This is a genomic window from Pseudomonas sp. So3.2b (genome assembly GCF_019464415.1).
Classification (GTDB): Bacteria; Pseudomonadota; Gammaproteobacteria; order Pseudomonadales; family Pseudomonadaceae; genus Aquipseudomonas; species Aquipseudomonas shahriarae.
Genome location: NZ_CP080494.1, coordinates 1,052,135 through 1,078,828 on the forward strand (window position 1 = coordinate 1,052,135; position 26,694 = coordinate 1,078,828).

The following is a 26,694-nucleotide window of genomic DNA, read 5'->3' on the forward strand; positions in this document are numbered from 1 at the left end:
TGGTCCCGGGTGGTGGTTTTCCGTACCATCGCCCCCTCATTTCCTGCAACGCCCCCGGTAAACCTATGAAACTCTCTCGTCTGCGCGCCGACGCCCTGGCCGGACTCACCACGTCTTTTGCCTTGTTGCCCGAATGCATCGCCTTTGCCCTGGTGGCCCACCTCAACCCGCTGATGGGCCTGTATGGCGCTTTTATCATCTGCACCCTGACCGCGTTGTTCGGCGGCCGGCCGGGGATGGTCTCGGGGGCGGCGGGGTCGATGGCGGTGGTGATCGTCGCGCTGGTGGTGCAACACGGCGTGGAGTACCTGCTGGCGACGGTGTTGCTCGGCGGTCTGATCATGATTGCCTTCGGCCTGCTGCGCCTGGGCAAGCTGGTGCGCATGGTGCCGCACCCGGTGATGCTCGGTTTCGTCAACGGCCTGGCGATCATCATCGCCCTGGCGCAACTGGAACATTTCAAGAGCGGTGAGACCTGGCTCAGCGGCACGCCGTTGTATGTGATGACGGGGTTGGTGGTGGCGACCATGGCCATCGTCTACCTGCTGCCCCGCCTGACCCGCGCGGTGCCGCCGGCGCTGGTGGCGATTCTCGGTGTGGGGCTGGCGGTGTACCTGCTGGGCTTGCCCACCCGCACGCTGGGCGATATGGCCCATATCGCCGGCGGCCTGCCGACTTTTGCCCTGCCGCAGATCCCCTGGACCCTGGAAACCCTGGGCATCATCGCGCCTTACGCTTTCCTGATGGCCATGGTCGGGCTGCTGGAAACCCTGTTGACCCTCAACCTCACCGACGAAATCACCGAGACCCGTGGTTACCCCGACCGCGAAAGCGTGGCCCTGGGCGCGGCGAATATGGTCAGCGGGGTGTTTGGCGGCATGGGCGGCTGCGCGATGATCGGGCAGACGGTGATCAACCTCAGCTCGGGCGGGCGCGGGCGTTTCTCCGGGGTGTTTGCCGGGGTGATGATCCTGCTGTTTATTTTGTTCCTATCGCCGCTGATCGAGCGCATTCCCCTGGCGGCGCTGGTGGGGGTGATGTTTGTGGTGTCCCAGCAGACCTTTGCCTGGGCGTCGCTGCGGGTGATCAACAAAGTGCCGCTCAATGATGTGCTGGTGATCATCGCGGTGACGGTGATCACGGTGTTCACCGACCTGGCCACGGCGGTGCTGTGCGGGATTGTGATTGCCGCGCTCAACTTTGCCTGGCAGCAGGCGCGGGAGTTGTACGCCGATGAACATCTGGAGGCCGATGGCAGCAAGCTCTACCGGCTGCACGGCACCCTGTTCTTTGCCTCGACCACACCCTTTCTGAACCAGTTCGACCCGGCCAACGATCCGGCCCAGGTAACGCTGGATTGCCGTCACCTGAGTTTTGTCGACTATTCAGCGATTGCCGCGCTGATGACCCTGCGCGAACGCTACAGCAAGGCCGGCAAGCACCTGCGGGTGCTGCATTTGTCGGAGCGCTGCAAGAAGCTGCTCAAGCGCGCGCGAGTGCAGCACGACTGATCCTGCTGGTGTAGGCGAGGGAGTTATGGGCCGACGAGGTTTTCCAGTTCATCGGCGCGGGTCTGGGTCATGTCCAGCACACAACCCGAGCCGTTGACCTGGTCAATACTGCCGCCGGTCGCGGAGCCGGCGAAGGCGCAATTGGCATCCCGGTATTTGATCCACAGGCGCTGTACATCTTGCAGTTGCTGCTTGCGCGGGCCTTGCTGGGCCTGCAGTGCGGTTTGGTAGGCGCTGTTCAGGCGCTTGTCCTGCACCTTGGTTTCCTGGGCGTTGCAGCCGACCATCGCGGCCGTGGTGTTGGCGGCGTCCAGGCACTTTTGCAGGGCCGGGCTGCTGTCGGCGGCCGTTGCGGTGCCGGACAAGGCCAGCAGTAACGCGCTGAGGGTAAGGGTTCTACGGTTCATGACGGGCTTCCTGAGGATGATTCGGTGTGCAATCTGAGACCGGACAGTGGCCGTTGAGTTTCCCGCATTGGGCCCGGCCTGCATGTAAGAACGATCCCCTGATTTTCATCCTGAGTCTGCGGGCATGTCCCAAAGCGACAGCGCTTATCTGTGGGCGAAAATTACTTTCATAAAATTTGAAAATGCTCCTCGGTAATGATTTATGAGTTTCACAACCAATTCGACGTGACCCTTTCCGAGGAGTACCGCATGGCCGCATCACCGGGCGTCTGGCTGTTGGCATACGCTGCCATCGCCATCATTGCATTGATCGTGCTGATTGCACGTTACCGGCTCAACCCGTTTATCGTCATCACCCTGGTGTCCATCGGCCTGGCGCTGCTGGCCGGGATGCCGGCGGATACGATCATGGGTTCCTACGAGGCGGGGGTTGGCAAGACCCTGGGGCATATCGCGCTGGTGGTGGCCCTGGGCACCATGCTCGGCAAGATGATGGCCGAGTCCGGAGGCGCCGAGCAGGTGGCGCGCACCCTGATCAACCGTTTTGGCGAGCGCAATGCCCACTGGGCCATGGTGTGCATTGCCTTTCTGGTGGGGCTGCCGCTGTTTTTCGAGGTCGGTTTTGTATTGCTGGTGCCGATTGCCTTTACCGTGGCCCGGCGCGTGGGCGTGTCGATCCTGATGGTCGGTTTGCCGATGGTCGCCGGTCTGTCAGTGGTGCATGCCCTGGTGCCGCCACACCCGGCGGCAATGATGGCGGTGCTGGCGTATAACGCCTCGGTCGGGCAGACCGTGTTGTATGCGATTTTGATCGGCATCCCCACCGCGATCATCGCCGGCCCGGTGTACGCCAAGTTCATCGTGCCGCGCATCCACCTGCCCGCCGAAAACCCGCTGGAACGCCAGTTTATCGAGCGCGAACCGCGCACCCGCCTGCCTAGCTTCGGCCTGACCATGGGCACCATCCTGTTGCCAGTGGTGCTGATGATGATCGGCGGTTGGGCCAACCTGATCTCCACGCCCGGCAGCGGCTTCAACCAGTTCCTGTTGTTTATCGGGAACTCGGTGATCGCCTTGCTGTTGGCGACCCTGGTCAGCTTCTGGACCCTGGGCCTGGCCCAGGGCTTCAACCGCGAGTCGATCCTCAAGTTCACCAACGAGTGCCTGGCGCCGACCGCCAGTATCACCCTGCTGGTGGGCGCGGGCGGCGGCTTGAACCGGATCCTGGTGGACGCCGGCGTGACCCATGAAATCCTCGGCATGGCCAACGCCTTCAACCTGTCGCCACTGGTGATGGGCTGGTTGTTTGCCGCGCTGATGCGCATCGCCACCGGCTCGGCCACCGTGGCCATGACCACCGCGTCGGGCGTTGTCGCCCCGGTGGCCCTGGGCCTGGGTTATCCACACCCGGAATTGCTGGTGCTGGCGACCGGTGCCGGTTCGGTGATCTTTTCCCACGTCAACGACGGCGGCTTCTGGCTGATCAAGGAATACTTCAATATGACGGTGATCCAGACCTTCAAGACCTGGACCGTGCTGGAGACTTTGATTTCGCTGGTTGCCTTCGGTCTGACCTACGGCCTGTCTCTTGTTTTATGAGCCTCATCCTGTAACCCGGAGACCCCATGGACATCCTCTACCAGATCCGCGCCCGCCAGGATTCCTTCAGCGCTGGCGAAGGGCGTATCGCCCGGCTGATGCTCGATGATGTGGGTTTTGCCGCATCCGCCAGCCTGGAAGAGTTGTCCCAGCGGGCCGAGGTCAGCACCGCGACCTTGTCGCGATTTGCCCGCAGCGTCGGCTGCCGTGATTTGCGCGACCTGCGCCTGCAACTGGCCCAGGCCAGCGGTGTGGGCAGTCGCTTCCTCGACCCGGCGGGGTTGCCCGAGCAGTCGGCGTTTCATCGGCAGATCCTCGGCGATATCGAAGGGACGCTGCGCCAGCACCTGTCCGGCTTCAATCAGGCTGGTTTTGTCGATGCGGTGAACCTGCTGGGCAAGGCGCGGATGATCCACGCCTTTGGCATGGGCGGCCCCTCGAGCCTGTGCAGTGAAGAGTTGCAAGTGCGTCTGGTGCGCCTGGGCTATTCGATTGCTGCCTGCCGCGATCCGGTGATGATGCGGGTCACGGCCGCCACATTGAGTGCCGAGCACGCCCTGATTGTCTGCTCCCTGACCGGCCTCACACCCGAGCTGCTGGGCGTGGTGGAACTGGCCCGCAACTATGGCGCACGGATTGTCGCCATCACCCTGGCCGACTCGCCGCTGGCACAGTTGGCCGACGTGCTGCTGCCGCTGCAACCGGCCGAAACCAGTTTTATCTACAAACCCACGGCGGCGCGCTACGGCATGCTGCTGGCCATTGATTTGCTCGCCACTGAACTGGCCCTGGCCATGCCGGACGACAACCAGGAGCGCCTGCGCCGGATCAAGCTGGCCCTGGACGACTATCGCGGCGGCCCTGACAGCCTGCCGCTGGGAGATTGAGATGAAGTACCACACGCTGATTCGCCAGGCGCTGATCATTGATGGCAGCAACACGCCGGGGTATCTCGCTGACGTGGGGTTGCGCGCGGGGCGTATCGAGAAGATCGGCGACTTGTCGGCGGCCCAGGGCGAGCATGAAATCCAAGCCGATGGCCGTGTACTGGCACCGGGTTTTATCGACGTCCACACCCACGATGACACGGTGGTGATCCGCCAGCCGCAGATGCTGCCCAAGCTCAGCCAGGGCGTGACCACGGTGATCGTCGGCAACTGCGGCATCAGCGCCTCGCCGGTCAGCCTGCGTGGCGATCCGCCAGACCCGATGAACCTGCTGGGCAATGCCGAGGCGTTTGCCTATCCGCGTTTCCTCGATTACCGCGCTGCGGTGGAAAACGCTCACCCGGCCCTCAACGTCGCGGCATTGATTGGCCATACCGCTTTGCGCAGTAACCATATGGACGACCTGCACCGCACCGCCACCGCCACCGAAATCGCGGCGATGCGCGAGCAACTGCAGGAAAGCCTCGAAGCGGGCGCCCTCGGCTTGTCCACCGGCCTGGCCTACGCCAGCGCGTTCAACGCCGACACCGACGAAGTGCTGCAATTGAGTGAAGAACTGACGGCGTTTGGCGCGGTGTACACCACCCATCTGCGCAGTGAATTCGAGCCGGTGCTGGAGGCCATGGACGAGGCGTTTCTGATCGGCCGCCATGCCCAGGCACCGGTGATTATTTCCCACCTCAAATGTGCCGGCGCCGGCAACTGGGGGCGCAGCCCGCAATTGCTGGCATCCCTGGAGCAGGCGGCGAAGTCCCATCCGGTGGGCTGCGATTGTTATCCCTATGCCGCCAGCTCCTCGACCCTGGACCTCAAGCAAGTCACCGATGCCTTCCGCATCACCATCACCTGGTCCACGCCGCACCCGGAAGTGGGCGGGCGTGACTTGCAGGACATCGCCGCCGAGTGGGGTGTATCCCTGCTGGACGCTGCCCGTCGCCTGCAACCGGCGGGGGCGGTGTACTACGGAATGGATGAGGCCGATGTGCAACGCATCCTTGCCCATCCGCTGTCGATGGTGGGCTCCGACGGCTTGCCGGAAGACCCGTTCCCCCATCCGCGCTTGTGGGGCGCATTCCCGCGGGTACTCGGACATTTCAGTCGTGACCTGGGACTTTTCCCGCTGCACACAGCGGTACACAAAATGACCGGCTTGTCGGCCGCGCGCTTTGGCCTGGCCGAGCGCGGGGAAATCCGCGAGGGGCATTGGGCCGACCTGGTGCTGTTCGACCCGTTGCGGGTAAGGGATGTGGCGGACTTCAAGGACCCGCAACGTGCCGCCGAGGGCATTGATGGGGTGTGGGTCAATGGTGTGTTGAGCTACTGCGACGGGCAGGCGAACGGCCAGCGGGCGGGGCGCTTCCTGGCGCGCAGTGGTGATTTGCGGCGGGGTTTTGCCCAGGTGTGACAGGCCATGAGGTGTGTCAGATTGTGCTCAATGAGGGCTTACAAAACGCAGGTTGTGGCTGTGGGAGCGCTATCTAAGATGGACGGGACTTCTTACGGAGAGCCTGTATGCACAATCAATATGAAGCGTCAGTCATTTCGGTAACCCATCCATCTTCACTGCCTCGGTGCGCGTCGGTGACCATACGGGCGAAGCTAATGTGCCAGCCGCCAACACGCTGGCCACCTTTCCTTTTCCCCGGGATACGATCAAAGGCTGGATCCAGGAAAAAGTCTGGAGCCTGACCCATCAATGGATCGACCCTGACAAGGTCTACCTGCATAAATTCTCGTCCGCCAACAGCACGCACAGCAGTGGCGCGGTGACCGGCTGGGCGCATAGCGGCACGCCCGAGTCCTCCATGACCCTCACCGAGGCGGTCGCCAGCGATTTCTTTTCGGCACAGCGCTATGGCACCGCCGGCAAGGCCCACGGTTGAATCCAGCCTCGACTGGCGTTCACGGCACGCTCGCCTTGGGGTAGGGTGGTGGCCTGACAACAGGACGTTTTGTGGATTTGGAGAGCCTTATGCAGTTAGGAAAAGTCACCCCCATCCTGCGGATTTTCGACGAGGCCAAGGCGCTGGAGTTCTACGTCGACTTCCTGGGGTTCAAGGTGGATTGGCAGCATCGGTTCGAAGCGAATTTTCCGTTGTACCTGCAAGTGTCGCTGGGCGAGTGCGTGCTGCATCTATCCGAGCACCATGGCGACGCCTCGCCGGGTGCGGCGGTGCGGATCCAGGCCCCAGGGGTGGATGGGTTCCAGCAGCAGTTGCAGGCCAAGAATTATCGCTTTGCCAAGCCGGGCGTCGAGGAAACACCCTGGGGCTCGCGGGAGATGAGCATCAAGGACCCGTTTGGTAATCGGCTGGTGTTTGTCGAGGAAGGCCAGGCCTGATCGACAAATGGCAGGGCATCAGCCGCTGTTTGTCACACCTCGTGGTGAATGGCCTGCGTGTTTAGCACGTCTGGCGATTCCTGCGAGACAGCTTCGATGACCGTCAAGGCCTGAGAAGTGGAGCCGCCCCGGTTTCGGCCGGGGCGGCTTTTTGTTTACACCCGGAAATGGCTGACCATCTGCTGCAACTGGCTGCCCAGTCGTGCCAGTTCGACGCTGGACTTGGCGGTCTCGTCGCTGGCCGTTGCGGTCTGCTCCGACACATCACGCACATTGACGATGCTGCGGCTGATTTCTTCGGCCACGGCGCTTTGCTGTTCGGCGGCGGCGGCGATCTGTTGGTTCATCGACTGGATGTTCGACACCGTGCGGGTGATGTTCTCCAGGGAGACGCCGGCCTTGCGGGTCAGTTCGACGCTGCTGTCGGTCAGGCTGCGGCTGTTGTTCATCACCGTGGCCACTTGCTGGGTGCCGTTCTGCAAACCGGCGACCAGGCCTTCGATTTCTTCGGTGGACTTCTGCGTGCGCTGGGCCAGGCCGCGGACCTCGTCGGCGACCACGGCAAACCCGCGGCCGGCTTCACCGGCACGTGCGGCTTCGATGGCGGCGTTGAGCGCCAGCAGGTTGGTCTGTTCGGCCACGGCCTTGATCACGTCCATCACACTGCCGATCTTGTTGCTCTCTTGTTGCAGGTGCGCCATGGCGTCGGTGGAACGCGCCACTTCGTCGGCCAGGCGTTCGATCTGGGCGATGGCTTCGGCCACCACCTTGTCGCCTTCGCGGGCCTGGCCATCGGCGGTGGATGCGGCCTGGGAAGCCTGTTCGGCGTTGCGCGCCACTTCCTGCACGGTGGCGGTCATCTCATGCATCGCGGTGGCCACTTGATCGGTCTCGATCTTCTGGCTGTTGACCCCGGCGCTGGTCTGCTCGGTCACGGCCGACAGCTCTTCGGCAGCGCTGGCGATCTGCGTGACGCCGTCGCGGATACCGGAAATCAGCTCGCGCAAGGTGCTGCCCATGCGCTGGATGCCTTGTTGCAGCACGCCCAGCTCATCGCGACGGGTCACCTGGATGTTGTGGCTCAGGTCGCCGGAAGCGATGCGCTCGACCACTGCCAGGGTTTCCTGCAGCGGGCGGGTGATCTGCCGGGTGATGACCAGCGCGGCGATAATCCCCACCAACAGGGCGAGCACGGTGCTGATCAGTTGCAGGCTGCGAGCCTGGACGCTTTCGGCGTCGCGGCGTTGCAGTTGGATGTTATACAGCGCTTCGCTGTGCGACACGATATCGGCGCCCTGCACAGTCATTTCCTGGCGGGCGAGAACGATATTGGCGTTGGCGGCTTTATACGCCTGCAGCGCAGTGCGGTAGGCGCCCAGGGCGTTTTCCAGGGCGGTCAGCTCGGTTCGTTGGGCTTCACCGAACACGTTCTTCAAACCTTTGAGGCCATTGATCGCCGATTCGATTTGCGCCTCTGCGCGGGCTTCGGTGTCTGGGTTGACGTTGCCGGTGTAGCCGCGCACTTCATAGCGCGCCACCTGGAACTCTTGCTTGGCGTGGTTGACGGCTTCGTACTGGGCGAAGCGCTCACTGCTTTCTGGCATCTGCCGCACGCTGCGGTCCAGGGCTGCAATCACCAGGCCGGCGGCGTCGGCGCGCTCGCCCATGGTCTGGCGTGCGGCGTTACCGTTGCGGTAGGCCTCGCGCATTTTGTTCAGCGACTGCCGGTAGGCGGTGATGGTGTCTTTCTGTTCGTTGAGCAGCTTGAGGTTTTCCGGGCTCTTGAAGCTGTTGACCAACTGTTGCTGCTGCGCGGCAAAACTGTCGAGGGTGGTCTGCACATTCTGCGCCACGGCTTCGTCGCCGTTGGCGAGCATGTACTGCAGGCGCACGATGCGCAGTTTGGTCAGCGATGCATTGAGCTGGGTGATGTCGCTCATCCAGTTGCTGCGGTCGATCAGGCTGCCCAGGCTGGTCCAGCCGGTGAGTGCGAGGATCGAGGTGAGCACGAGCACCAGGCCAAAGCCCAGGCCCAGTTTCAAGTTGACGCTGATGTTGCCAAACCATGTATTCATCGAATTCCTCCAGGAACAGATTGCGTGTACATCAGTTGCTGGAAGGTCGCCCAGCCGATGGATAGTCTGGGGATATCGGCAGGCAGGGCGAGAGCTGAAACGGTTTTTTAATCAATGTGGGATTCGTGGATGAGTGGTCACTTTTAAAAAGCTGACTTCCCTTTGTGGCGAGCGGGCTTGCCCGCGTTGGGGGGGGCGTAGCGCCCTCCCCAGGAGAGGGGACTGCTGCGCAGTCCAACGCGGGCAAGCCCGCTCGCCACAACAAGCCCGCTCGGCACAACACGGCCGCTGGTCAGGGGGATCAGCTTGTGGGCAGGATGCTCAGGACCAGGCACGACGCCGCATCCCGGCTCAGGTGCAGGCGATTGTGCGCAATGCGCGGATGGCTGGCCTGGCCCTCGCTCTCGCCGCTGTTGGGGTTGACGTCGAAGCGCGGGAAATTGCTACTGGAAATGTCCAAGCGCAGGCGATGGCCCTGTTTGAACAGATTGCAGGTGGCAAATGGCTCGATGTTCACCTTCACCCGCTCACCGGGTGTCAGCGGTCTGGGCTGCTCCCAATCGTCACGATAGCGGCAGCGGCGGATGCCGTCGGTGATGTTCATCGCAAAGCCTTCCGGGTAAGCGGCGCTCGGCGGGTAGACATCCACCAGCTTGGCGGTGAAGTCGGTGTCCGGCGCGTCGCTGTCGATCCACAGCTCGATCTGCACCGTCCCGGCGACGATCAGGTCTTCGCTCAGGGGCGCGGTCTGAAAGCTCAGCACATCGTCGCGCTCGCACAGGGGGCGATTGTCACCCCGGGTGCCAAAAAAGTCCGGGCGTTCACGCTGGTCGAAGGCGCCGCCGACAAAAATCGGCGCGCCGGATGTCAATGCACCGCCCACGGTCGGCACCGGGTTGGCCGGGTCGGCGTAGTAACCCAACACAGCTTCGTCAGCGCTGGGCGCAACCTCGGTCAGTTGCCGTTGCGCATCCAGGTACAAGGTCAGCGACTGGGTGCCAGGCAGTGGCCATTGCTCGCCCTGCAGCCAGCGACCGCCATGTTGCAGGCGGCCCTGCTCATCCGGCAAACCGCTGCCACCGCCCATCAAGAACACCTGCACCTGGGCCGGCGGTGGCTGCGTCCCGGGCTTGAGGGATTGCTCGAACCATTGCAGGCGACAACTCAACCAATCCTGCGCCACCTGGCCGTCAAACGCGGCCTGGGCACCGAACTCCACATCGCCGCTATGGCTGATATTGCGGTCACCGTGCAACCACGGCCCCATGATCAACCGTTGCGGCGCGCTGCTGGCGCGGTTGAAGGCGGTGTAGTTGGCCAGGGTCGAGCTGACATAAGCGTCGTACCAACTGGACATGAACAGCACCGGAATATCCGGCAAGCGCCCGTAGTGACCTTCGGCATAAATTCCCGATTTCTGCCAGTAGGGGCCGAAGGTGCCCTGGGCCCACTGCTCCAGCAGATAGGCTTCGTACTCGGGCACATGACGCAACGGCGATTGGCCCGCCTGCCAGGGCATGCGGCGGAACCATTCATGGATGTCTTCGTCTTCCAGCGCCTGGCGCACCTGCGGATCGGCCAGGGCGAGCGGGCTTTCTTTGGCCTGGCGAAACGCCCAGGTGGCCTGCTTGAGTTCAAACGCACCGCCCTGGCGAATCCCGCATTGGTAGGCGTTGGCGAAGCCGCCGCTGTCGAGCACCATGCTGCTCAGGCCCGGCGGATGCAGGCAGGCCATCGCCAGTTGGGTGTGGGCCGCGTATGACAGGCCCATGCTGCCGATCTTGCCGTTGCACCATGGCTGGCGAACGATCCAGGCCAGGGTGTCGAAACCGTCTTCGCCCTCGGCGGTGTACTTGGTGAACACCCCTTCGGAAGCGTAGCGCCCGCGACAATCCTGGAAGATCGCGACAAACCCCTGGGCGGTAAAACGCGCCGCCATTTGCTCGCGGGAGATGTGCTGGCCGTCGAGCTGTTTTTCCGAGCGCGACGGTTTGCACTTGTCATAGGGTGTACGTTCGATCACCACCGGATACGGCCCTTCGCCGCCCGCCGGCAGGTAGATATCGGTGGCCAGGTGGATGCCGTCGCGCATGGCGATCATCTGGTTGTGCAGGGTTTGCATAGGTAAAACACTCATCGACTCAGTATCCGGTTTGCACGGCAATGGCCAGCAGCACCATCGCCAGTACCGCATAGATCAGGAACAGCGGCAGGATGTAGCGCGCCCATTGGCCCCAGCCGACGTTGGCGGTGGCCAGCAGCACCAGCAGGCCACTGGAGGTCGGGGTGATCATGTTGGTCAGGCCGTTGCCCATCAAAAAGGCAAACACCGTGGTTTGCGGGCTGACCCCGGACAACTGGCCCAGTGGCCCGAAGATCGGCATGGTCACCGCGGCCTGGCCGGAGGTGGAGGGGATCAGCACGTCCAGCCCCAGTTGTGCGAAGAACATGCCGTAGGCCGAGACCACCGGCCCGTGGTCGCCCACCAGGTTGGCCAGGCTGTTGACGATGGTGTCCAGCACCTGGCCGGTGCTGAGGATGATTTCCACGGCGGTCGCCAGGCCGATCAGGACGCCGGCGATCAGCACCTTCTTCATGCCATCGACAAACGCGCTGGCGGCGGTGCTCGCGGCCAGGCCGGCGATCACGGCGAAGGCCACGGTCAGCAGCAGGTAGAACGCCGACAGCTCATGGTATTTCCAGCCCCAGCGGTTCGAGGCATACACCAGGAAGCCGATGCCGCCGCCCAGCACCAGCAGGTTCAGCAGGTGGCGAATCGGCAGGGGTTTGCTTTCGAAGGTGATCTGCGCGCTGGCATCAAAGCCGTGCTTGCGAATGCTCCACAGCACAAACGCGATACCCACCAACAGGAAGGTGCAATAGGCCGCGACGCGCATGCTCAAGCCGCTGAAGATCGGCAGGCCGACCATCGGCTGGGCCACGGACAAGGCCACCGGGTTGGAGATGGACGCCAGGTAGCCGATCTTCACCGAGATGGTGACGATGGCCAGGCCAATCAGGTTCGACAGCCCCAGGCGGTTGGCCATGGCCACCATCAACGGCACGATCAGGATGAACTCCTTGGCCAGCCCCATAAAGGTACTGCCGGCGGAAAACACCAGCATCAGGCTCGGCACCAGCACGTAGATATTGCCTCGTGTCATGCCTAGCAGGCGCTCCAGCCCGGCGTCGATCACCCCGGCCTTGTTCAGCACGCCGAACATGCCGCCGATGAACAGCACCATGAAAATCAACGCCGCACGCTTTTCGATGCCTTGGGGAATGGCCATGAAACCTTCCACCAACGATACCGGGCGGGCCGTTGTGTCGCCGGCCTTGCGGGGTTCCAGGGAGAACAGTTGGCTGAAGGAATCCTGCTTTTCCAGCACCTGATACGAGCCCGGCACCACCAGGCCATTCTGGCGCTGGAACTTGCCGGCATTCACCACGTAGGTGAAGGCGACGGCGAGCAGGACGATACTCAGCAGAATGATCGCCGGGTTGATTTGCTTGCGTTGCACGGGTTTGTCTGCGGCCGCCTCGGTGGGCGACGGGGTACGGAGGATCTGCGGTTCGGTCATGCTGGCGGCCCCGGCGCGGCCCCCGTCTGAGCGGGGTGCGTGCGCTGTTATTGTTGTGGGTAGTGACGCTTGGTTGGGCGGACACTAGGGCATCGCGCGCAGGCCCACAACGTTATGCGTGGTGCGGGTTGGGGTATGCGTTTTACGCAGCGCTCGGGATGCCGAGAGGGGATTCTGGTCTCCGACCGCGCAGAGGGTTACGGGATTTTCGCAATGGAATTCAGGCGCTGCTTGAGGTGCTCGGCAAATGCCGTTACCAACTGCGGGCGCGGTTCGTCGGCACGAAATGCCAGGCCAAATTCATAGGGCAATGCCGGGCGAAACGGCCGGCTGACAATCGGCAGGTGCATGAAGTGGCTGGCCAGCAAGCCATTGACGATCGACACCCCCAGGCCTTCGGCGACAAAGCTGCAGGCGGCGCCCACCGAGTGCACTTCGACCCGTACCTGGGGTGTCAGGTTGGCGGCGCGGAACATCTGGTTCAACTCGGTACGCACCGCCCGTTGCCGGCCCAGCATCACCAACGGCACATTGCGCAGATGCTGCACCTCGATGAACGGGTGTCGGCTCAGTGGATGGTCGGCCGGCATCACGCACACGCCTTCGGTGTGCAGTACCGGCTCGATATCGAAGTCGGGGATCTCGGTGGGCAGGCGTACAAAACCCAGGTCGGCGGAGCGGTCCAGCACGGCGCGCTCGATCATGTCGTAGGAACCGGTCAGCAGCTCGACCACAGTGTCGTCATGGTCCTTGAGAAAGTCCGCAACAATACGCGGCAACAATTCCTGGGTCATGCTGGTGGGCACGCCGACTTTAAGCAGGCTTTTGCGCGAGCGGCCGACGCGCATTTCGTCCGCCAGACGCTGGATCCGCTGCATGCCGTCCACCAGGCCGGCGACTTCGGTGAGCAGTTCCTCGGCCTCTGGCGTGGCCATCAACCGGCCCTTTTTGCGCAGGAACAGGGCAAACCCCAGGGCGTCTTCCAACTGGCTCAACAGGCGGCTGACCGCAGACTGCGACAAGCCCATGCGCGTGGCTGCGCCGATGGTCGAGCCGGTGGACATGATCGCCTTGAAGGCTTCGAGTTGCTTGAGATTCACCGTGGATTTCCTGTCGAAGGGCGGCTTTGCGCATAGCGTCATGCGCTTCTCGCATAACGTTGTGGGGCGTTCGGCAAGCCGTTAGTGTCCGCCCCAATGTGACCTGGCGTCCAGCCTGGCACACGGAGCAACTGCCCATAAAAATCGACAATACGGCATTGAGGAAACAGTTATGCGTGAGCTTTTCACCAGGGGTGGCGTGGTCACCGTCGGGGTGCTGGCGAGTCTGTCGCCGTCGCTGATGGCCCAGGGGTTCTGGGAGGATTCCCATGGCAAGCTGACCCTGCGCAATTACTATTTCAACGACGGTTATCGCGACGGTGGCGAGGACCGCAAGGAATGGGCGCAAGGCTTTTTGCTCAACCTGCAGTCGGGCTACACCGAGGGCACCGTCGGCTTTGGCCTGGATGCCCAGGGGCTGTCGGGGATCAAGCTCGACTCCAGCCGCACCCACGCCGGCACCGGTTTGTTGCCGGTCCACGATGATGGGCGCGCCGCCAATGAATTCTCCAGCCTCGGCGTGACCGCAAAAATGCGCATCGGCGCTGCCGTGGTGAAAACCGGCACCTTGCTGCCCAAGATCCCGGTACTGGTGCATAACGACGGGCGCCTGCTACCCCAGACATTTCGCGGCACCCAGATCGAATACACGGGCATCCGCAACCTGTACCTGCACAGCGGGCACCTGGATCAATTCAAACTGCGTAACTCCAGCGACAGCGTGGATATTTATCCACAGGGCTACAGCGGCAAGAAGGGCAGCGACTTCGATTTCGCCGGCGCCACCTATGCCTTCACGCCTACGCTCAGTGGCACCTGGTACTACGGGGAAATGCGCGAGTTCTATCGCCAGCAATTCCTCGGCCTGGTGCATAAGCAGCCGTTGGGCGCGGGGAGCCTGACCAGTGACTTGCGCTACTTCATCAGCAATGAGGCCGGCGAGGCGCGTAACGGCAAGGTCGACAGCGACATGTTCAGTGGTCTGTTCACCTATCGGCTGGGGCCACAGGCGTTGGGTGTGGGCTACCAAAAGGTCAGTGGCGACACCGCGCTGCCCTATGCCAGCGTGTCCACCGTGTACTCGTTCAGCAACGCCGGGGTCGGCAAGTTTATCCAGGCCGGTGAGCAAACCTGGATGCTGCGCTATGACTACGATTTTGCCGCTGTGCTGCCGGGCCTGAGCTTTATGACCCGTTACTACAAGGGCCAGAACGGCGACTTCAAGGGCCGCGAAGCCCGCGAGAGGGAGTCCGACACTCACCTGCGCTATGTGATCCAGGACAGCACCCTCAAAGGCCTGGGCGTGGAGTTGCGCAAGGCCACCTACCGTTCCACCTATGCCAGTGACCGCGATAACTACCGGGTCTACCTGACGTACGATTTGGCGCTTTGGTAGGCCTTACTGTTCGACAAAGGAGTAGGGCCGGCTGCCCACGGTGATCTGCTTGAGAGCGGTGACCGGGGTGGTCAGTTGCTCAATGCGGTCCAGCAACGCCAGGTTGCCCGGCCTGGCATCGAGATAGGCACGCAGTTGTGCCTCGGTCTGCAGGATCGGCAAGTTGTTCTGGGTGTAAAACACGGTGGCGCCGGCCACACGCTCGTTGGGCTGGTACAGCACCACCCTGTGGCCTTGGGCCTGAAATGCCTGGATTTGGCGGGTCAGCGGTACAAAGGACTCACGCCGGTCGGCCTTGGGCGCATACCAGAGAGCAGCGCCCAGGTAGCAGGCAATCACCACGGCAAACACGCCGTTGATCAAGCCACGGCGATAGGCGGGCACGCGGCTGAGCAGAACCGCGCCATATTCGGCCGCGAGGACCGCCGCCGCCGGGGTCAGGGCCATCAGATACACGATGCGTTTGCTCGAGGCGAAGGTCAGCAGGGTAAATTGCGCCACCAGCCACAGGCTGAAAAACAGCAGGTACCGATTGCTCGCCAGGCTTTTGCGAAAGTGCCACAGGCCCAGGTACACCAGGATATTCCACGGCAAAAAGGCCTCGGGCAGTTTGGCCAGGTAGTAGTAGATCGGCTCGTAATGCCCGGCTTCGACGAAGGAGCCGCTGAAACGTCCGACGCTGTTGGTCCACAACACCTCACCGACCGCCTGCATCCCACCCCGTTGATACAGAAACCCCAGCCAGATAAACAGCGGCACCAGCGCCAGTAGAGTGAACATGCCCGGGCGCAGCCATTGGCCGGGCCGCACGCGCTTGTCCAACAGGCTGGTGCAGGCCAGGTAGGCAAAAATCACAATGCCCGGCATCGCCAGGCCCAGCACGCCTTTGCTCAAGGTGGCGATGGCCATCCCCAAGGTAAACAGCAGCCATGTGCCGATATTGGCGCCGGGCTGGGACTCCGGGCGGGTGGCCTGGTAGAACGCCAGCAGCGCCAGGGTCACGCCGAGGCTGAGCAACGCATCCTCACCCACGCCGCGCACGTTGCTCCAGTAACTGGCCATGGTCGCCAGCACCAGCGCGGCGCCAAACGCCAGGGACGTAGGCCGGCCGAAGCGGCGCAGCATGCCGTACAGCAGCATCACACTGAACAACCCGGCAAACGCCGAGGCCAGTCGTACCGCGCCGGTGCTGGCGCCAAACAGGCGGATCGCCCCGGCATCCAGCCATAGGCTCAGGGGTGGTTTTTCCAGGAAGGGCTCACCGAACAGGCGCGGCACCACCCAGTCGTTATCCAGGTGCATGGCCATGGCAATCCCGGCCACTCGGGCTTCGGTGGAGCCTTGCAACTCGTGATTGCCCAGGGCCACGAAGAACAGCAGACCGGCAAGCAGCAGCAACAGCGGGGCAGGGCGTGTCATGGGGTGAGTTACCGGATGCTAGGGGGCAGCGTTGGAGTATACGAAGGCAATCCTTAACGAATTGTGAACGGAGTGCCCGTTGCGGATTGGCCTGCCAGGTGGTCTGGAAGTGGTCGGTTCGCCGCCGCCTTGGAAACCTACCATTGCCGGGTCCCGATCCATCCCGGAACGGGCTTCCCGATAGGAGAACGCGATGAGTAACGATCCACAGGCAATCGTGGTCAGGGCAGTGCAACCTGAAGACTATGAGCAATGGCTGCAACTGTGGCTGGCCTACCAGGACTTTTATCAAGTCAGCCTGGATGAGGCCACCACCCGCACTGCCTTCAGCCGCTTGCTCGATACCAATGAAGCCATGGCCTGTGCCGTGGCAGTGCAGGGCGATGAGTTGGTGGGGCTGGTGCATGCGCTGTTGCATCGTTCGACCTGGGCGGTCGCCGACTTCTGCTACCTCGAAGACCTGTACGTGGCCCCCACGGTGCGCGGCGGCGGTACCGGCAAACTGTTGATCGAATGGGTCCAGCGCTATGCGCAACACCACGGCTGCGCCCGGTTGTACTGGCATACCCAGCAGACCAACAAGCGTGCGCAGAAACTCTACAACTGGATCGCCGAGGACTCGGGCTGCATTGAGTATCGGATGGTTCTGTAACACCCGACGGCAAAGCTCGCCGATATTGCTCGTGGACATATCGGCGGCATCGCACAAAGATGCATGCTTTTTTACCCCTTGGCCAAGTCAATGACCCACAACCTTGAACTGGACACCCTGAAGATCCGCCTGACGGACCCCAAGCTGGCCTCCCTGGATTTGCGTGTGCGGGTGCAGCGCGTGCTGCGTCAGCTGATCCTGGAGGGCATTCTTGCGCCCGGCAGTCGGTTGCCCGCCACGCGTACGTTGGGCAAGTCACTGGGCATTTCCCGGGATACCGTAGAAATGGCCTACGTCCAACTGCAACTGGACGGCTACCTGTGCCGGCGTGAAGGTTCGGGTAGTTACGTTTCCGAGAAGATCGGGCCGAGCCTGCTGGGCGCGCGCAAGCGCCAGCCAGTGGTGGCGAACCAGGTCGCGGCGCTGAGTGCCAGGGGCGCGCAGATCCTTGCCAGCGGCGGGGTGACCGACCAGCAAGTGGTCAAGGCGTTTGCCACAGGGCTGCCGGAAACGCGCACCTTCCCCGTGGGCATCTGGGAGCGCCTGCACCGCCAGGCATTGAAGGATTACCGCCCGAACCTGCTGTTGCATGGCGACCCGCAAGGCGCCGAACCCCTGCGCCAGGCCATCGCCGACTACCTGAACCTGGAACGCGGGGCGCGGGTCACGCCGGATCAGGTGCTGGTGCTGTCGAGTACGCGTCAGGCCCTGTATTTGTGCGCGCAGGTGCTGGTGGATGAGGGCCAGCCGATCCTGATGGAAGACCCCGGTTACTTCGGCGCCCGCAAGGCGTTTGAAATGTCCCAGCTCAAGGTGGTACCGGTTGCGGTGGACGCCAAAGGCCTGTGTATCGACGCCCTGCGCGCCGACCGCAGCGGCGCCAACGCCGTGTATGTCACGCCGTCCCATCAATACCCCACAGGCGCCACCCTGGCGCTGGAGCGGCGCCTGGACCTGATCGCCTGGGCCGAGCAGCGCCAAGGCTGGATTATCGAGGACGACTACGACAGCCAGTTTCACTATGAAGGCTTGCCGACCGCCTGTGTGCAGGGCCTGGACAGCTCCCAGCGCACGATCTACCTCGGCACCTTCAGCAAATCCCTGTACCCCGGCTTGCGCATGGGTTTTATGGTGCTGCCCCGGGAGTTGGTCAAACCCATGACCTACGCCCGCAGCATCCTCGACGGCCATACCCCGCAAATCGCCCAACTGACCCTGGCGCGGTTTATGAACGACGGGCATTTCGGCAGCCATATCCGCGCAATGCGCAAAATCTACGGCGAGCGACGTGATGCCATGGCCGAGGCGGTGGAGCGCCACTTGAGCCATGTGGTCACCGCCAGCTTGCCGCCCGGGGGCTTACAGTTGCCTTGTGTGCTGCATGAGGGATGGTCGGAGCTGGAGACGATTCGCCAGGCGGCGCGGGTGGGTATCCAGTTGCCGGGCCTGACGCGGCTTTATGCCCGGCCACCGGCACGGGGCGGCTGGCTGCTGGGGTTCTCGGCGCTGACGCCCAGTGAAATCGAGAGTGCCTGCCGGCAGTTGGCCAAGGTGCTCAAGAGTGGTCTGGCGCAAGGCGGCGAAGTGGACTGAAAGGGCGGGCCGGTGCTTGTTAGCCTGTGCGGCCTCAACACAAGGAACGCGCCATGAACCGACCCGCCCCACGCCTACGCCTCGCCGACTACCTGTCCCCCAGCATCAGCGCGCTGATTTCGGTCATCGTCAATTACGCGGGCACCTTTGTCCTGGTGTTCCAGGCTGCCCACCTGGCGCAGTTGAGCGCGGCGCAAACCGCTTCCTGGGTCTGGTCGGTGAGTATCGGCGTGGGCGTGACCGGCGCGTGGTTGAGCTACCGCTACCGCGAGCCGATCATCACCGCGTGGTCGACGCCGGGGGTGGCCTTTCTGGCGACGGTCATGCCGTTTACACCGTATGCCGAAGTGATCGGCGCCTATGTGATGTGTGCCCTCGGTTTTATCGTGCTGGGACTGAGCGGAGCGTTCGAGCGCTTGGTGCGGCTGATCCCCGGTGGCATTGCGGCGGGTTTGCTGGCGGGGATTCTCCTGCAATTTGGTGTGGCGGCGTTTGGTGGCGCCAGCGCGGACCCGCTGCTGGTGATTGTTCTGGTGGTGTCCTACGCGGTGCTGCGCCGCTTCACTTCACGGTATGCGATGGTCGGGATTCTGTTGATTGGTCTAGGGCTGCTGCTCGCCCAACAGCGCCTTGACCTGCACAGCCTGGAGCTGCAACTGGCCGCCCCGGTGTTTGAAATGCCGCACTTTTCCATCGCGGCGTTTTTTGGCGTGGCCTTGCCGCTGTTCGTGATTACCCTGACCGGGCAATACATCCCCGGCATGCTGGTGCTGCGCAACGACGGGTTCAAGACCAGCGCCAACCCGATCATCACCGTCACCGGCCTGGGGTCTTTATTGATGGCACCGTTCGGCGCCCACGCGTTCAATGTCGCAGCGATTACGGCGGCGATCTGCACCGGGCGCGATACCCATCAGGACCCGTCCAAACGCTACATCGCCGGGTTGGTGTGTGGGGCGCTGTACATCCTGGTCGGGGTGTTTGGCGTGACGTTGGCAACCTTGTTCATGGTCCTGCCCCGCGCGTTTATCACCACCTTGGCGGGCCTGGCGCTGCTCGGCGCCATCGGTTCAAGCCTGGCCAATGCGATGGCCGATACACGCACCCGGGAAACCGCGTTGATCACCTTTTTGGCAACGGCGGCCAATGTCACGTTGCTGGGCATTGGCGGCGCGTTCTGGGGGCTGGTGGCGGGGTTGCTGGTGCATGGGGTGATTCACGGTGGGCGCCGGGTTGAGACGCGTGCGGCGGGCTAAAGGAGTTCGGCGCGCTTCACCGTGATACCCAACGGGCCACTGCGCTTTTCGACCCTGACCTTGCCACCCGCCCTAAGCGCATCCGGGTGGCAGATTTTTATATGTTTTTCGAGTTCTCGATCGTAGACCTGCAACCCGCTGCACCGCTTGCCGCCGGAGGTGTATTCGTAGCGGGCGATGTAATCACCCGGTCTTGTGCTGGAAAAAAACACAAGCAATGACAACACGAAAAATTCTGCCACGGCGATAACGGCGAGCGCCGAGATCGCCTCTTCCAGCGAGTCCATTATTGTAAATTTGAGGCGCGGATTCCTGCGCCGCACCCCCAGCACAAATGCCACCGCAGCCAAAAGGGGCGATGTCACCAGGCAGATCATCACGCTCAACGTATTGAAGTACACGATGCGGTCGAGCCAGAACACCCATAACCCGATTGTTGCCACGAAAAGTAGTACGCCCAGACCGACGAGCAGGCGTGTAGAGGTCAGCGGTCTTCTCAATTCAAATGGCTTCCATGCATAACAAAAGGGCGTAAACGCGACAGGTACAGCGCAGGAGTATAAGCATCGCCGGGCCTCTAACAAGGGGCTTGGCATGGACGCTTGCCGTTAGCTGTCAGCCTGAAATCACCGCGATGGCGCGCGCGTTGTTCTCGGGTTTAGCTGCCTTGGCACACCTCAACCCCGGGCTTGTTCGACCAGCCAGTCGATCAGCGCCTTGAGCCGTCTGGGCAGGGTTTCGTGGGCGGGGTGGACCAGATAGTAGCCATAGTTGAACGCCTCCCTGAACCCGCCGAACGGCAGCACCAGTTCGCCATCTTGCACACGCTTGCGCACCAGTTGCTCGCGGCCAATGGCCACGCCCGCATAGTTGATCGCCGCGAGGGTGCTCAAGTCGGAGCGGTCAAAGGTCATGAAGCGGCTTGGCAGTTCGCTGCTGTCGCCCACCGCATCCAGCCATAAACGCCATTCTGCATCGAATGAAATGTTGTCCCATGCCGCCACATCGTGCAGCACCGTGCACTGTGCCAGGCGTTCCGGATGCCCGATCAAGCCATGGGCCTGGGCATATTGCGGGCTGCACACCGGGGCAATCCGCTCGGGCATCAGGCGCAGGCTTTCCAGGCCCGGATGCTCGCCGTTGGAGTAGCACAGCACCAGGTCGATGCGCCGGGTGCGGTAGTCGATCGGTTCGTTGCCGACCCGCACATCCAGTTGAATCCCGGGATAGCGTGCGGTGAAATCGGCCAGCCTGGGGACCAGCCAGCATTGCGCGACGGAGGGCCGTGCGTAGAAGCACAGCTGGCCTTCGATCTGGCTGTCGGAGCGTTCTTGCACGGCCTCGGACAGGGTGTCCATGGTGTGCTGCATGACCTTGAAAATCCGCTCGCCGTCATCGGTCAGGTCGACCTTGCGCGGCAAGCGATGGAACAGCTTGAGCGACAGTTCTTCTTCCAGGCGCGCTATGCGGTGACTGACCGCACTGGCGGTCAGGCACAGCTCGTCAGCGGCGCGGGCAAAGCTGAGGTGGCGGGCGGCGACCAGGAAGGTATGCAGGTTGGACAGGTGGGCGCCGGTGAGCTTCGGCGCTTTGCCCAGGCCAAGTGCTGCCATGTGGGTGTCCCTCTTCGCGTCAACCGCCGGCGATCAACGATGGATTGTGGTTTGCAGAGCGCGCCCCTTATCCAGGTAGGTGGCGAACTCTTCGGCGGGAACCATGCTGCCGCCGGTGCCCCAGATCAAGTGCGTGGCGCTGGCCAACTGTGCCGCCGAGACGCCAATGCGCTGCAAATACTGCGCGTCCTTGAGCACCCGCACAATGCCTGGCGCGCCGGCCAGGGCCGAAGGTTCGAGTTTTACCCCTTCAAGGTCGTGGGCGAGGAACATCAGGCGGTAGAGTTCTTCGTCGGTGACGGTGTAGTAGCCATCGACCAGGCGCTGCATTGCCTTGCCGACGAAGCCGGAGGGGCGGCCCACTGCCAGGCCGTCAGCCGCGGTGACATTGTCGATGCCGAAGTCCTGCACGCTCACCTGGTCATGCAGCCCGGTATACACACCGAGCAGCATGCATGGCGAGTGGGTCGGTTCGGCAAACACACAGTGCACGGCATCGCCAAACGCCAGCTTCAAGCCAAACGCCACGCCACCAGGGCCGCCGCCGACACCACAGGGCAGATACACGAACAGCGGATGCTCGGCGTCCACCCGCACCCCGGCCACTTCAAATTGCCGGGCCAGGCGCTCGGCGGCCACGGCATAGCCAAGGAACAGGTGGGGCGAGTTTTCATCGTCGATGAAATAGCAGGCCGGATCGTTTTGCGCCTGTTGGCGGCCGTTTTCCACGGCCACGCTGTAGTCGGAGGCGTATTCCACCACCGTCACGCCGCTGGCGCGCAGTTTGTCCTTCTTCCATTGGCGCGCATCCGAGGACATGTGCACCGTCGCCTGGAAACCCAGCGTGGCGCTGATGATGCCGATGGACAGGCCAAGGTTGCCGGTGGAGCCCACGGCGATTTTGTACTGGCTGAAAAACCCCAGTGCGCGCTCGCCGGCCAAGGCCGCGTAGTTATCGTCGAGGGTAATCAAGCCTGCCTGCAGGGCCAGGTCTTCAGCGTGCTTGAGGACTTCATGAATACCGCCACGGGCCTTGATCGAGCCGGAGATCGGCAAGTCGCAGTCTTTTTTCAGCCACAGCGCGCCGCAGTCGGGGAGGGCGGCTTCGCTCAACAGCGCGTGCTGCATGGCCTTCAGCGGCTGGATCGCGGACTCGATGATACCGCCCGTCGCCGCCGTCTCCGGGAACACCTTGGCGAGGTAGGGCGCGAAGCGAAGCAGGCGCGCGCTGGCGTCTTGTACATCCTCCAGGGTCAGGCCGACATCCTCAAGCGCTACAGCGGCCGGGGCGATCGCGGGGTTGAACCAACTGACCGGCTCAAGTGCGACCAATTGCTGGATAACGGGATGGCTTGCATACCAGGCGTCTAGGGTTTTGCCTTGAATCATGGGAACTGCCTTTGGAGTGGGGTTCATCACACAAACCGGGAAAGGATGAGGGTCAAGACCAGGGCTGCCACCGAGGCGAGCACGGTGGCGCCGGTGAATTTCTTGAGGGCTTCGGAGAGGGAAATCCCCAGGTACTCTTTTACGACCCAGAACGCCGAGTCGGTCACGTGGGTCCAGCCGATGGCGCCGGCACCGATGGCGATCACCAGGATCTCGGGGCTGTATTGCGGGTTCTGCCCGAGGATCGGCAACACCATGCCGGCGGTGCTGATCATGGCCACGGTGGCCGAGCCCACGGCGAAGTGCATCAGCCCGGCGATCAACCACGCCAGGATGATCGGGTTGATGTTGGACTGGCCCAGCACGTCCGCCAGGACTTTGCCGATGCCGCTGCCGACCAGCATGTCGTTGAACGCCCCGCCGGCACCGATCACCAGCAGAATGCCTGCCAGCGGCGGGAAGCAGCGGTGGGTCAGGTCGAGCAAATCGCCCATGCCCAGCCCACGGCGCAGGCCCAGGGACCAGTAGGCAAAGCAAATCGACAGCGCCAGGGCAATCAGCGGGTTACCTATGAAAGACACCCACTCAAACGCCATCGAGCCTTTGGCCAGCAAGGGGATGGCCAGGGTTTTGCCGACCATCAGCGCCAAGGGCAACAGCACGGTGATCATCGCCATCGCGAAACTGGGGGCCTGGCTGTCGTCGATGCTCCCCTCACCACGCTCAGCCAAAAACTGCGCCTGGTTGGCCGGGGCCTGCCGCGCACAAGTCAGCTTGACCCAGATCGGCCCGGCGATCACGGCAGTGGGCAAGCCGACGATCAGCCCGTACAAAATCACCTTGCCGATATCGGCATTGAGCATGCCGGTAATGGCCGTGGCGGCGGGGTGCGGCGGCAGGATGCAATGCACCACCATCAGCGAAGTCGCCAGCGGTACACCCAGGTACAACAGGTTAATCCGAGTCTGACGGGCAACCACATAAATCAGCGGGATCAGCAGCACAAATCCCACCTCGAAGAACACCGGAATCCCGGCGATAAAGCCCACCAGCATCATCGCCCACGCGGCGTTCTGCTCACCCAGCAGCCGCAGCAGCGTGGTCGCAATGCGCTTGGCGCCGCCAGACTCCTCCAGCAACTTGCCGAGGATACTGCCCAACCCAATGATGCCGGCAAGAAACCCGAGCGTGCTGCCCATGCCCTTCTCAAATGCCGAGACAATCGCGGTGGGAGTCATGCCCGTGCCGACCCCCACCAGCAGACTGGCGGCGATCAGGGCCAGGAACGGATGCACACGGCATTTACCGATCAGCACGACAATCAACAGAATGGACGCGCCAAGGATCAATAGAGAAAAGGTAGGGGACATGGGTGGGTCTGCTCCATCGCAGTTATTGTTAGTTGTTTGCGATGGATTAGATTTCAGGCCTATGGCGGGGACAAACGATGATTCGTCAGGCGCTAGCTGACGCCTGTTCACTTATGGCCAGGGGCGGCCGATTGCATGACAATGCGCGGCGCCTGCGTAATTGTCAGGTCATTACAGGAGGATGTATTGCCCTGGCCCTGACGGGGTGCACCGTCAGCGGCGTCAATGAAATTGCGCATGATCCCCAGCCACGGCAGCCTCTTTAACTGCCGCGAAGGCTTGTTGGAACAACGCAGGTGCGCGCCAACCCCAACTTCAACAGCTCCTTACGCAGTAGCGGGCACTCAAGGACAGCCATTCCGGCCTGCCATTGGATCGACAGCAAATGGCTCAACTTTTGTTGGCTGGCCAAGGGCTCAGCCAGAAAGTAGCTTTTGCACTCGCTGATACTGATGACGTTCAACAGCCAGTCTTCACCCTGCGCGGCCATCCAGTGGGCGAGCGTTGACCGATGCGTTTGGATCAGCGCACTGGCATCCCACACCGCCATCTGCGCGAAAACCTGCGGCAGGTTGCTATCGGCTTTCAGCCGCTTCATATCAACCGCCAACGCGCCAATCAAGTCTGACTCGATAGTGGCTTGACACTCGCGCAAGTACCGCTCGGGCCAGCCCGCATCCAGTTTCGCCCGCCGTGCGAGGACTTCATAAGCCCGGATATCCGATTGGGTGGTCAACTGCCCGGTGAAATTCAGGGTATTGTCCAGAATAGCCGTGGCCAGCAACGCAGCACTTTTTTCGCTTATTAGCGGCAACAGCTCCAACGCTTCCCAACGCTGAAAAATCAGGGTCGCCGCTGCGCCGATTGGCAGGATGTCTGCCGCAGAACCGAGCTTCTGCGCCCAATAGTTTTCAAAGCCTGGGTGATGGTCAATGACTTCCACCACCTGTTCAGGAACCACCACCGGGTCGAAATAGTGGTAGTCGGAGACATCCACCAACACGAACTCATCACCCGCTCTCGGCAGATAGTCATCCAGAGATGACTGCCATCCGAGCACAGTCCTGGAGATGCTGGCATTGAGCGGGGCGCTACTGACGGCCCGAGCCTCAATGCCTTGGCGATTCAACAGCTCGGCGTACGCAATGCAGCAGGCATACGCATCGATGTCCAGGTACGCCGAGCCTGAGGTCACCACCCTCATAACACGTGGGCCACAGCGTGAGCTGCCGAGACAGTTGAAGACAGCTTCAGCGCTTGAGCGATCCCCTCCAGAATCCGCTCATACGCGAATTGACAATGTTCTTCGTCGATGGAAATGCGCACCGTGGCCCCGGCGATCTGCTCGGAATATCCCAGTTGTGTAACCGTGTTGGACAGGCTGAGTGTCTTGTCCGAGCATGCCGACCCACCGGTTATGTAGATCGACTGCCTGTTCAAGGCAAGCTGCAGTTTTTTTGTATTGACGCCCGGCAATGCAATAAAGCTCACACACGGTACACGCGGTGCTTGCTGACCGATCACGACCACTTCGCCCAGCATCGCTTGCAGCTTAGATTCAAATGTTTCCCGGCTCTGTTGTACCGCGACTTTACCGTTGCCGTATTTGTGCTGTTTCTCCTGCAACGCAGTTTCAATCGAAAGAATGCCCGGATAGTTCTGAGTACCACCGCGCAACCCGCCTTCCTGGCCACCGCCAACAATTAATGGCGACAAACCGTAGCGGTTTCTGGCGTATAGAAAACCGGCACCGGGCAACGCTCCGAACTTGTGTCCTGACGCAATAGCGAAATCAACGCCGGATGCGTGCAGATCCACAGGGATTTTGCCGATGGCCTGGGTCATGTCCGAAAATAGCAAACCACCCCCAGCCTTCACTTGTCGGGCGATTGCTTCGATCGGTTGAATCACGCCGGTTTCGTTATGCACCGCCATAACGCAAACCAATGTCGGGCGACCTGCATGGGTGCGGAGCAGCTGTTCCAATTGTGCAGTGTCGAGCAGTCCGTTCATTTGATGCCCGATCGCTATGGATTGCAGACCTTCCAGACCGTAGCGGTTTATGTTCTGCAGGGTGCAGGAGTGTTCGATCGCTGAGTACAGCACCAAGGGTTGCTCATGTTTGTAGCGTTCGAAAAAATCATGAAACACCTGGCTACAGCCCTCACTGGAGCCGCTGTTGAAAATCAGGCAGTCGGCGTCCACTTTCAAAAGGCTGGCGATGCGGCCACGCGCCCGTTCGACTCGTTCGAGCAATTGAACGCCGAGGGCGTGATTGGCGTTGGGGTTGGCGCATTGGCGGGTCGAGAACAACGCCTGAAGCATGTTGCTGACAGCCATTGAAACCGGTGCCGAACCACAGACGTCGGCATAAACTGCATCCACAGCAATATCCATATCAAACACTTCCAGTTTTCTGTTTTATGTCATTCAGGATGCTGCTCG

The 26,694-nt window shown here is 62.1% G+C and carries 22 protein-coding genes and 1 pseudogene; 10 read left to right on the forward strand and 13 right to left on the reverse strand.

Annotated elements, in window-relative coordinates:
• Window positions 1-65: 65 nt before the first annotated feature.
• Complete coding sequence (locus K1X80_RS04540; RefSeq protein WP_057960617.1) at window positions 66-1,511, forward strand: SulP family inorganic anion transporter; 1,446 nt, start codon at window positions 66-68, stop codon at window positions 1,509-1,511.
• A gap of 23 nt (window positions 1,512-1,534) precedes the next feature.
• Here the strand turns inward: K1X80_RS04540 and K1X80_RS04545 are convergent, their stop codons facing one another.
• Entirely contained in the window at window positions 1,535-1,918 is a 384-nt protein-coding gene (locus K1X80_RS04545; protein ID WP_057960616.1) for a lysozyme inhibitor LprI family protein, read from the reverse strand.
• Between the two features lie 195 nt (window positions 1,919-2,113).
• Here K1X80_RS04545 and K1X80_RS04550 point away from each other — a divergent pair, with 195 nt between their 5' ends.
• The 5 genes from K1X80_RS04550 to K1X80_RS04570 all read left to right on the forward strand — a co-directional run bounded on the left by K1X80_RS04550 (window position 2,114) and on the right by K1X80_RS04570 (window position 6,805).
• On the forward strand, window positions 2,114-3,517 hold the full coding sequence (locus K1X80_RS04550; RefSeq protein ID WP_057440211.1) for a gluconate:H+ symporter: 1,404 nt from the start codon (window positions 2,114-2,116) through the stop codon (window positions 3,515-3,517).
• A 26-nt stretch (window positions 3,518-3,543) separates the two neighbouring features.
• The gene (locus K1X80_RS04555; protein ID WP_057960615.1) at window positions 3,544-4,404 is read left to right on the forward strand and encodes a MurR/RpiR family transcriptional regulator; all 861 of its coding nucleotides are present in this window, start codon (window positions 3,544-3,546) and stop codon (window positions 4,402-4,404) included.
• Between the two features lies 1 nt (window position 4,405).
• Window positions 4,406-5,869, forward strand: a complete 1,464-nt coding sequence (locus K1X80_RS04560) for an amidohydrolase family protein (RefSeq protein ID WP_200656676.1) — start codon at window positions 4,406-4,408, stop codon at window positions 5,867-5,869.
• A gap of 199 nt (window positions 5,870-6,068) precedes the next feature.
• The gene (locus K1X80_RS04565; protein WP_200656675.1) at window positions 6,069-6,347 is read left to right on the forward strand and encodes a dermonecrotic toxin domain-containing protein; all 279 of its coding nucleotides are present in this window, start codon (window positions 6,069-6,071) and stop codon (window positions 6,345-6,347) included.
• 89 nt (window positions 6,348-6,436) lie between these two features.
• Entirely contained in the window at window positions 6,437-6,805 is a 369-nt protein-coding gene (locus tag K1X80_RS04570; RefSeq protein ID WP_057960612.1) for a glyoxalase superfamily protein, read from the forward strand.
• Between the two features lie 155 nt (window positions 6,806-6,960).
• On the opposite strand, the gene K1X80_RS28470 is transcribed toward K1X80_RS04570, so the two are convergent.
• The 5 genes and pseudogenes from K1X80_RS28470 to K1X80_RS04590 all read right to left on the reverse strand — a co-directional run bounded on the left by K1X80_RS28470 (window position 6,961) and on the right by K1X80_RS04590 (window position 13,561).
• On the reverse strand, window positions 6,961-7,824 hold the full coding sequence (locus K1X80_RS28470; RefSeq protein ID WP_370694600.1) for a methyl-accepting chemotaxis protein: 864 nt from the start codon (window positions 7,822-7,824) through the stop codon (window positions 6,961-6,963).
• 39 nt (window positions 7,825-7,863) lie between these two features.
• Window positions 7,864-8,880: pseudogene (locus K1X80_RS28475) on the reverse strand (methyl-accepting chemotaxis protein); the annotation flags it as partial.
• A gap of 301 nt (window positions 8,881-9,181) precedes the next feature.
• The gene (locus K1X80_RS04580) at window positions 9,182-11,002 is read right to left on the reverse strand and encodes a CocE/NonD family hydrolase (protein WP_220172950.1); all 1,821 of its coding nucleotides are present in this window, start codon (window positions 11,000-11,002) and stop codon (window positions 9,182-9,184) included.
• Window positions 11,003-11,021: 19 nt separating this feature from the next.
• Entirely contained in the window at window positions 11,022-12,461 is a 1,440-nt protein-coding gene (locus tag K1X80_RS04585) for a YfcC family protein (RefSeq protein WP_216312202.1), read from the reverse strand.
• A 197-nt stretch (window positions 12,462-12,658) separates the two neighbouring features.
• The gene (locus K1X80_RS04590; RefSeq protein WP_057960609.1) at window positions 12,659-13,561 is read right to left on the reverse strand and encodes a LysR family transcriptional regulator; all 903 of its coding nucleotides are present in this window, start codon (window positions 13,559-13,561) and stop codon (window positions 12,659-12,661) included.
• A 172-nt stretch (window positions 13,562-13,733) separates the two neighbouring features.
• Here K1X80_RS04590 and K1X80_RS04595 point away from each other — a divergent pair, with 172 nt between their 5' ends.
• Window positions 13,734-14,957, forward strand: a complete 1,224-nt coding sequence (locus K1X80_RS04595; protein WP_200660552.1) for an OprD family porin — start codon at window positions 13,734-13,736, stop codon at window positions 14,955-14,957.
• Between the two features lie 3 nt (window positions 14,958-14,960).
• Here the strand turns inward: K1X80_RS04595 and K1X80_RS04600 are convergent, their stop codons facing one another.
• Window positions 14,961-16,376 (reverse strand): glycosyltransferase family 39 protein, encoded by a 1,416-nt coding sequence (locus tag K1X80_RS04600; protein WP_200660550.1) that lies wholly within the window; start codon window positions 16,374-16,376, stop codon window positions 14,961-14,963.
• 193 nt (window positions 16,377-16,569) lie between these two features.
• Here K1X80_RS04600 and K1X80_RS04605 point away from each other — a divergent pair, with 193 nt between their 5' ends.
• The 3 genes from K1X80_RS04605 (at window position 16,570) to K1X80_RS04615 (ending at window position 19,877) form a co-directional block, all read left to right on the forward strand.
• Window positions 16,570-17,028, forward strand: coding sequence for a GNAT family N-acetyltransferase (locus tag K1X80_RS04605; RefSeq protein WP_200660548.1), 459 nt, complete (start codon window positions 16,570-16,572; stop codon window positions 17,026-17,028).
• Window positions 17,029-17,118: 90 nt separating this feature from the next.
• Window positions 17,119-18,621, forward strand: coding sequence for a PLP-dependent aminotransferase family protein (locus tag K1X80_RS04610; protein ID WP_057960607.1), 1,503 nt, complete (start codon window positions 17,119-17,121; stop codon window positions 18,619-18,621).
• 53 nt (window positions 18,622-18,674) lie between these two features.
• Window positions 18,675-19,877: a benzoate/H(+) symporter BenE family transporter gene (locus K1X80_RS04615; RefSeq protein ID WP_057960606.1), complete on the forward strand. Its 1,203-nt coding sequence runs from the start codon at window positions 18,675-18,677 to the stop codon at window positions 19,875-19,877.
• Here the strand turns inward: K1X80_RS04615 and K1X80_RS04620 are convergent.
• From K1X80_RS04620 to K1X80_RS04645, 6 genes are all read right to left on the reverse strand, one after another.
• Complete coding sequence (locus tag K1X80_RS04620) at window positions 19,874-20,377, reverse strand: hypothetical protein (protein WP_057960605.1); 504 nt, start codon at window positions 20,375-20,377, stop codon at window positions 19,874-19,876. The genes K1X80_RS04615 and K1X80_RS04620 overlap by 4 nt on opposite strands.
• A gap of 177 nt (window positions 20,378-20,554) precedes the next feature.
• A complete protein-coding gene (dsdC, locus tag K1X80_RS04625; RefSeq protein WP_220172686.1) occupies window positions 20,555-21,490 on the reverse strand; it encodes a DNA-binding transcriptional regulator DsdC in 936 nt (311 codons plus the stop codon).
• A gap of 33 nt (window positions 21,491-21,523) precedes the next feature.
• Entirely contained in the window at window positions 21,524-22,879 is a 1,356-nt protein-coding gene (locus tag K1X80_RS04630) for a D-serine ammonia-lyase (RefSeq protein WP_220172687.1), read from the reverse strand.
• 26 nt (window positions 22,880-22,905) lie between these two features.
• Window positions 22,906-24,249 (reverse strand): gluconate:H+ symporter, encoded by a 1,344-nt coding sequence (locus K1X80_RS04635; protein WP_220172688.1) that lies wholly within the window; start codon window positions 24,247-24,249, stop codon window positions 22,906-22,908.
• Window positions 24,250-24,511: 262 nt separating this feature from the next.
• Window positions 24,512-25,453, reverse strand: a complete 942-nt coding sequence (locus tag K1X80_RS04640; protein ID WP_057960601.1) for a bifunctional oligoribonuclease/PAP phosphatase NrnA — start codon at window positions 25,451-25,453, stop codon at window positions 24,512-24,514.
• On the reverse strand, window positions 25,450-26,646 hold the full coding sequence (locus tag K1X80_RS04645) for a cysteine desulfurase family protein (protein WP_057960600.1): 1,197 nt from the start codon (window positions 26,644-26,646) through the stop codon (window positions 25,450-25,452). The genes K1X80_RS04640 and K1X80_RS04645 overlap by 4 nt, the downstream gene beginning before the upstream one ends.
• Window positions 26,647-26,694: the final 48 nt, after the last annotated feature.

Coding starts and splice junctions, on each gene's coding strand:
- K1X80_RS04555 (WP_057960615.1), top strand. CDS start 3,544: ATGGACATCCTCTACCAGATCCGCGCCCGCCAGGATTCCTTCAGCGCT.
- K1X80_RS04600 (WP_200660550.1), bottom strand. CDS start 16,376: ATGACACGCCCTGCCCCGCTGTTGCTGCTGCTTGCCGGTCTGCTGTTC.
- K1X80_RS04630 (WP_220172687.1), bottom strand. CDS start 22,879: ATGATTCAAGGCAAAACCCTAGACGCCTGGTATGCAAGCCATCCCGTT.
- K1X80_RS04640 (WP_057960601.1), bottom strand. CDS start 25,453: ATGAGGGTGGTGACCTCAGGCTCGGCGTACCTGGACATCGATGCGTAT.
- K1X80_RS28470 (WP_370694600.1), bottom strand. CDS start 7,824: ATGGGCAGCACCTTGCGCGAGCTGATTTCCGGTATCCGCGACGGCGTC.
- K1X80_RS04635 (WP_220172688.1), bottom strand. CDS start 24,249: ATGTCCCCTACCTTTTCTCTATTGATCCTTGGCGCGTCCATTCTGTTG.
- K1X80_RS04560 (WP_200656676.1), top strand. CDS start 4,406: ATGAAGTACCACACGCTGATTCGCCAGGCGCTGATCATTGATGGCAGC.
- K1X80_RS04585 (WP_216312202.1), bottom strand. CDS start 12,461: ATGACCGAACCGCAGATCCTCCGTACCCCGTCGCCCACCGAGGCGGCC.
- dsdC (WP_220172686.1), bottom strand. CDS start 21,490: ATGGCAGCACTTGGCCTGGGCAAAGCGCCGAAGCTCACCGGCGCCCAC.
- K1X80_RS04645 (WP_057960600.1), bottom strand. CDS start 26,646: ATGGATATTGCTGTGGATGCAGTTTATGCCGACGTCTGTGGTTCGGCA.
- K1X80_RS04540 (WP_057960617.1), top strand. CDS start 66: ATGAAACTCTCTCGTCTGCGCGCCGACGCCCTGGCCGGACTCACCACG.
- K1X80_RS04570 (WP_057960612.1), top strand. CDS start 6,437: ATGCAGTTAGGAAAAGTCACCCCCATCCTGCGGATTTTCGACGAGGCC.
- K1X80_RS04610 (WP_057960607.1), top strand. CDS start 17,119: ATGACCCACAACCTTGAACTGGACACCCTGAAGATCCGCCTGACGGAC.
- K1X80_RS04595 (WP_200660552.1), top strand. CDS start 13,734: ATGCGTGAGCTTTTCACCAGGGGTGGCGTGGTCACCGTCGGGGTGCTG.
- K1X80_RS04545 (WP_057960616.1), bottom strand. CDS start 1,918: ATGAACCGTAGAACCCTTACCCTCAGCGCGTTACTGCTGGCCTTGTCC.
- K1X80_RS04605 (WP_200660548.1), top strand. CDS start 16,570: ATGAGTAACGATCCACAGGCAATCGTGGTCAGGGCAGTGCAACCTGAA.
- K1X80_RS04550 (WP_057440211.1), top strand. CDS start 2,114: ATGATTTATGAGTTTCACAACCAATTCGACGTGACCCTTTCCGAGGAG.
- K1X80_RS04615 (WP_057960606.1), top strand. CDS start 18,675: ATGAACCGACCCGCCCCACGCCTACGCCTCGCCGACTACCTGTCCCCC.
- K1X80_RS04580 (WP_220172950.1), bottom strand. CDS start 11,002: ATGCAAACCCTGCACAACCAGATGATCGCCATGCGCGACGGCATCCAC.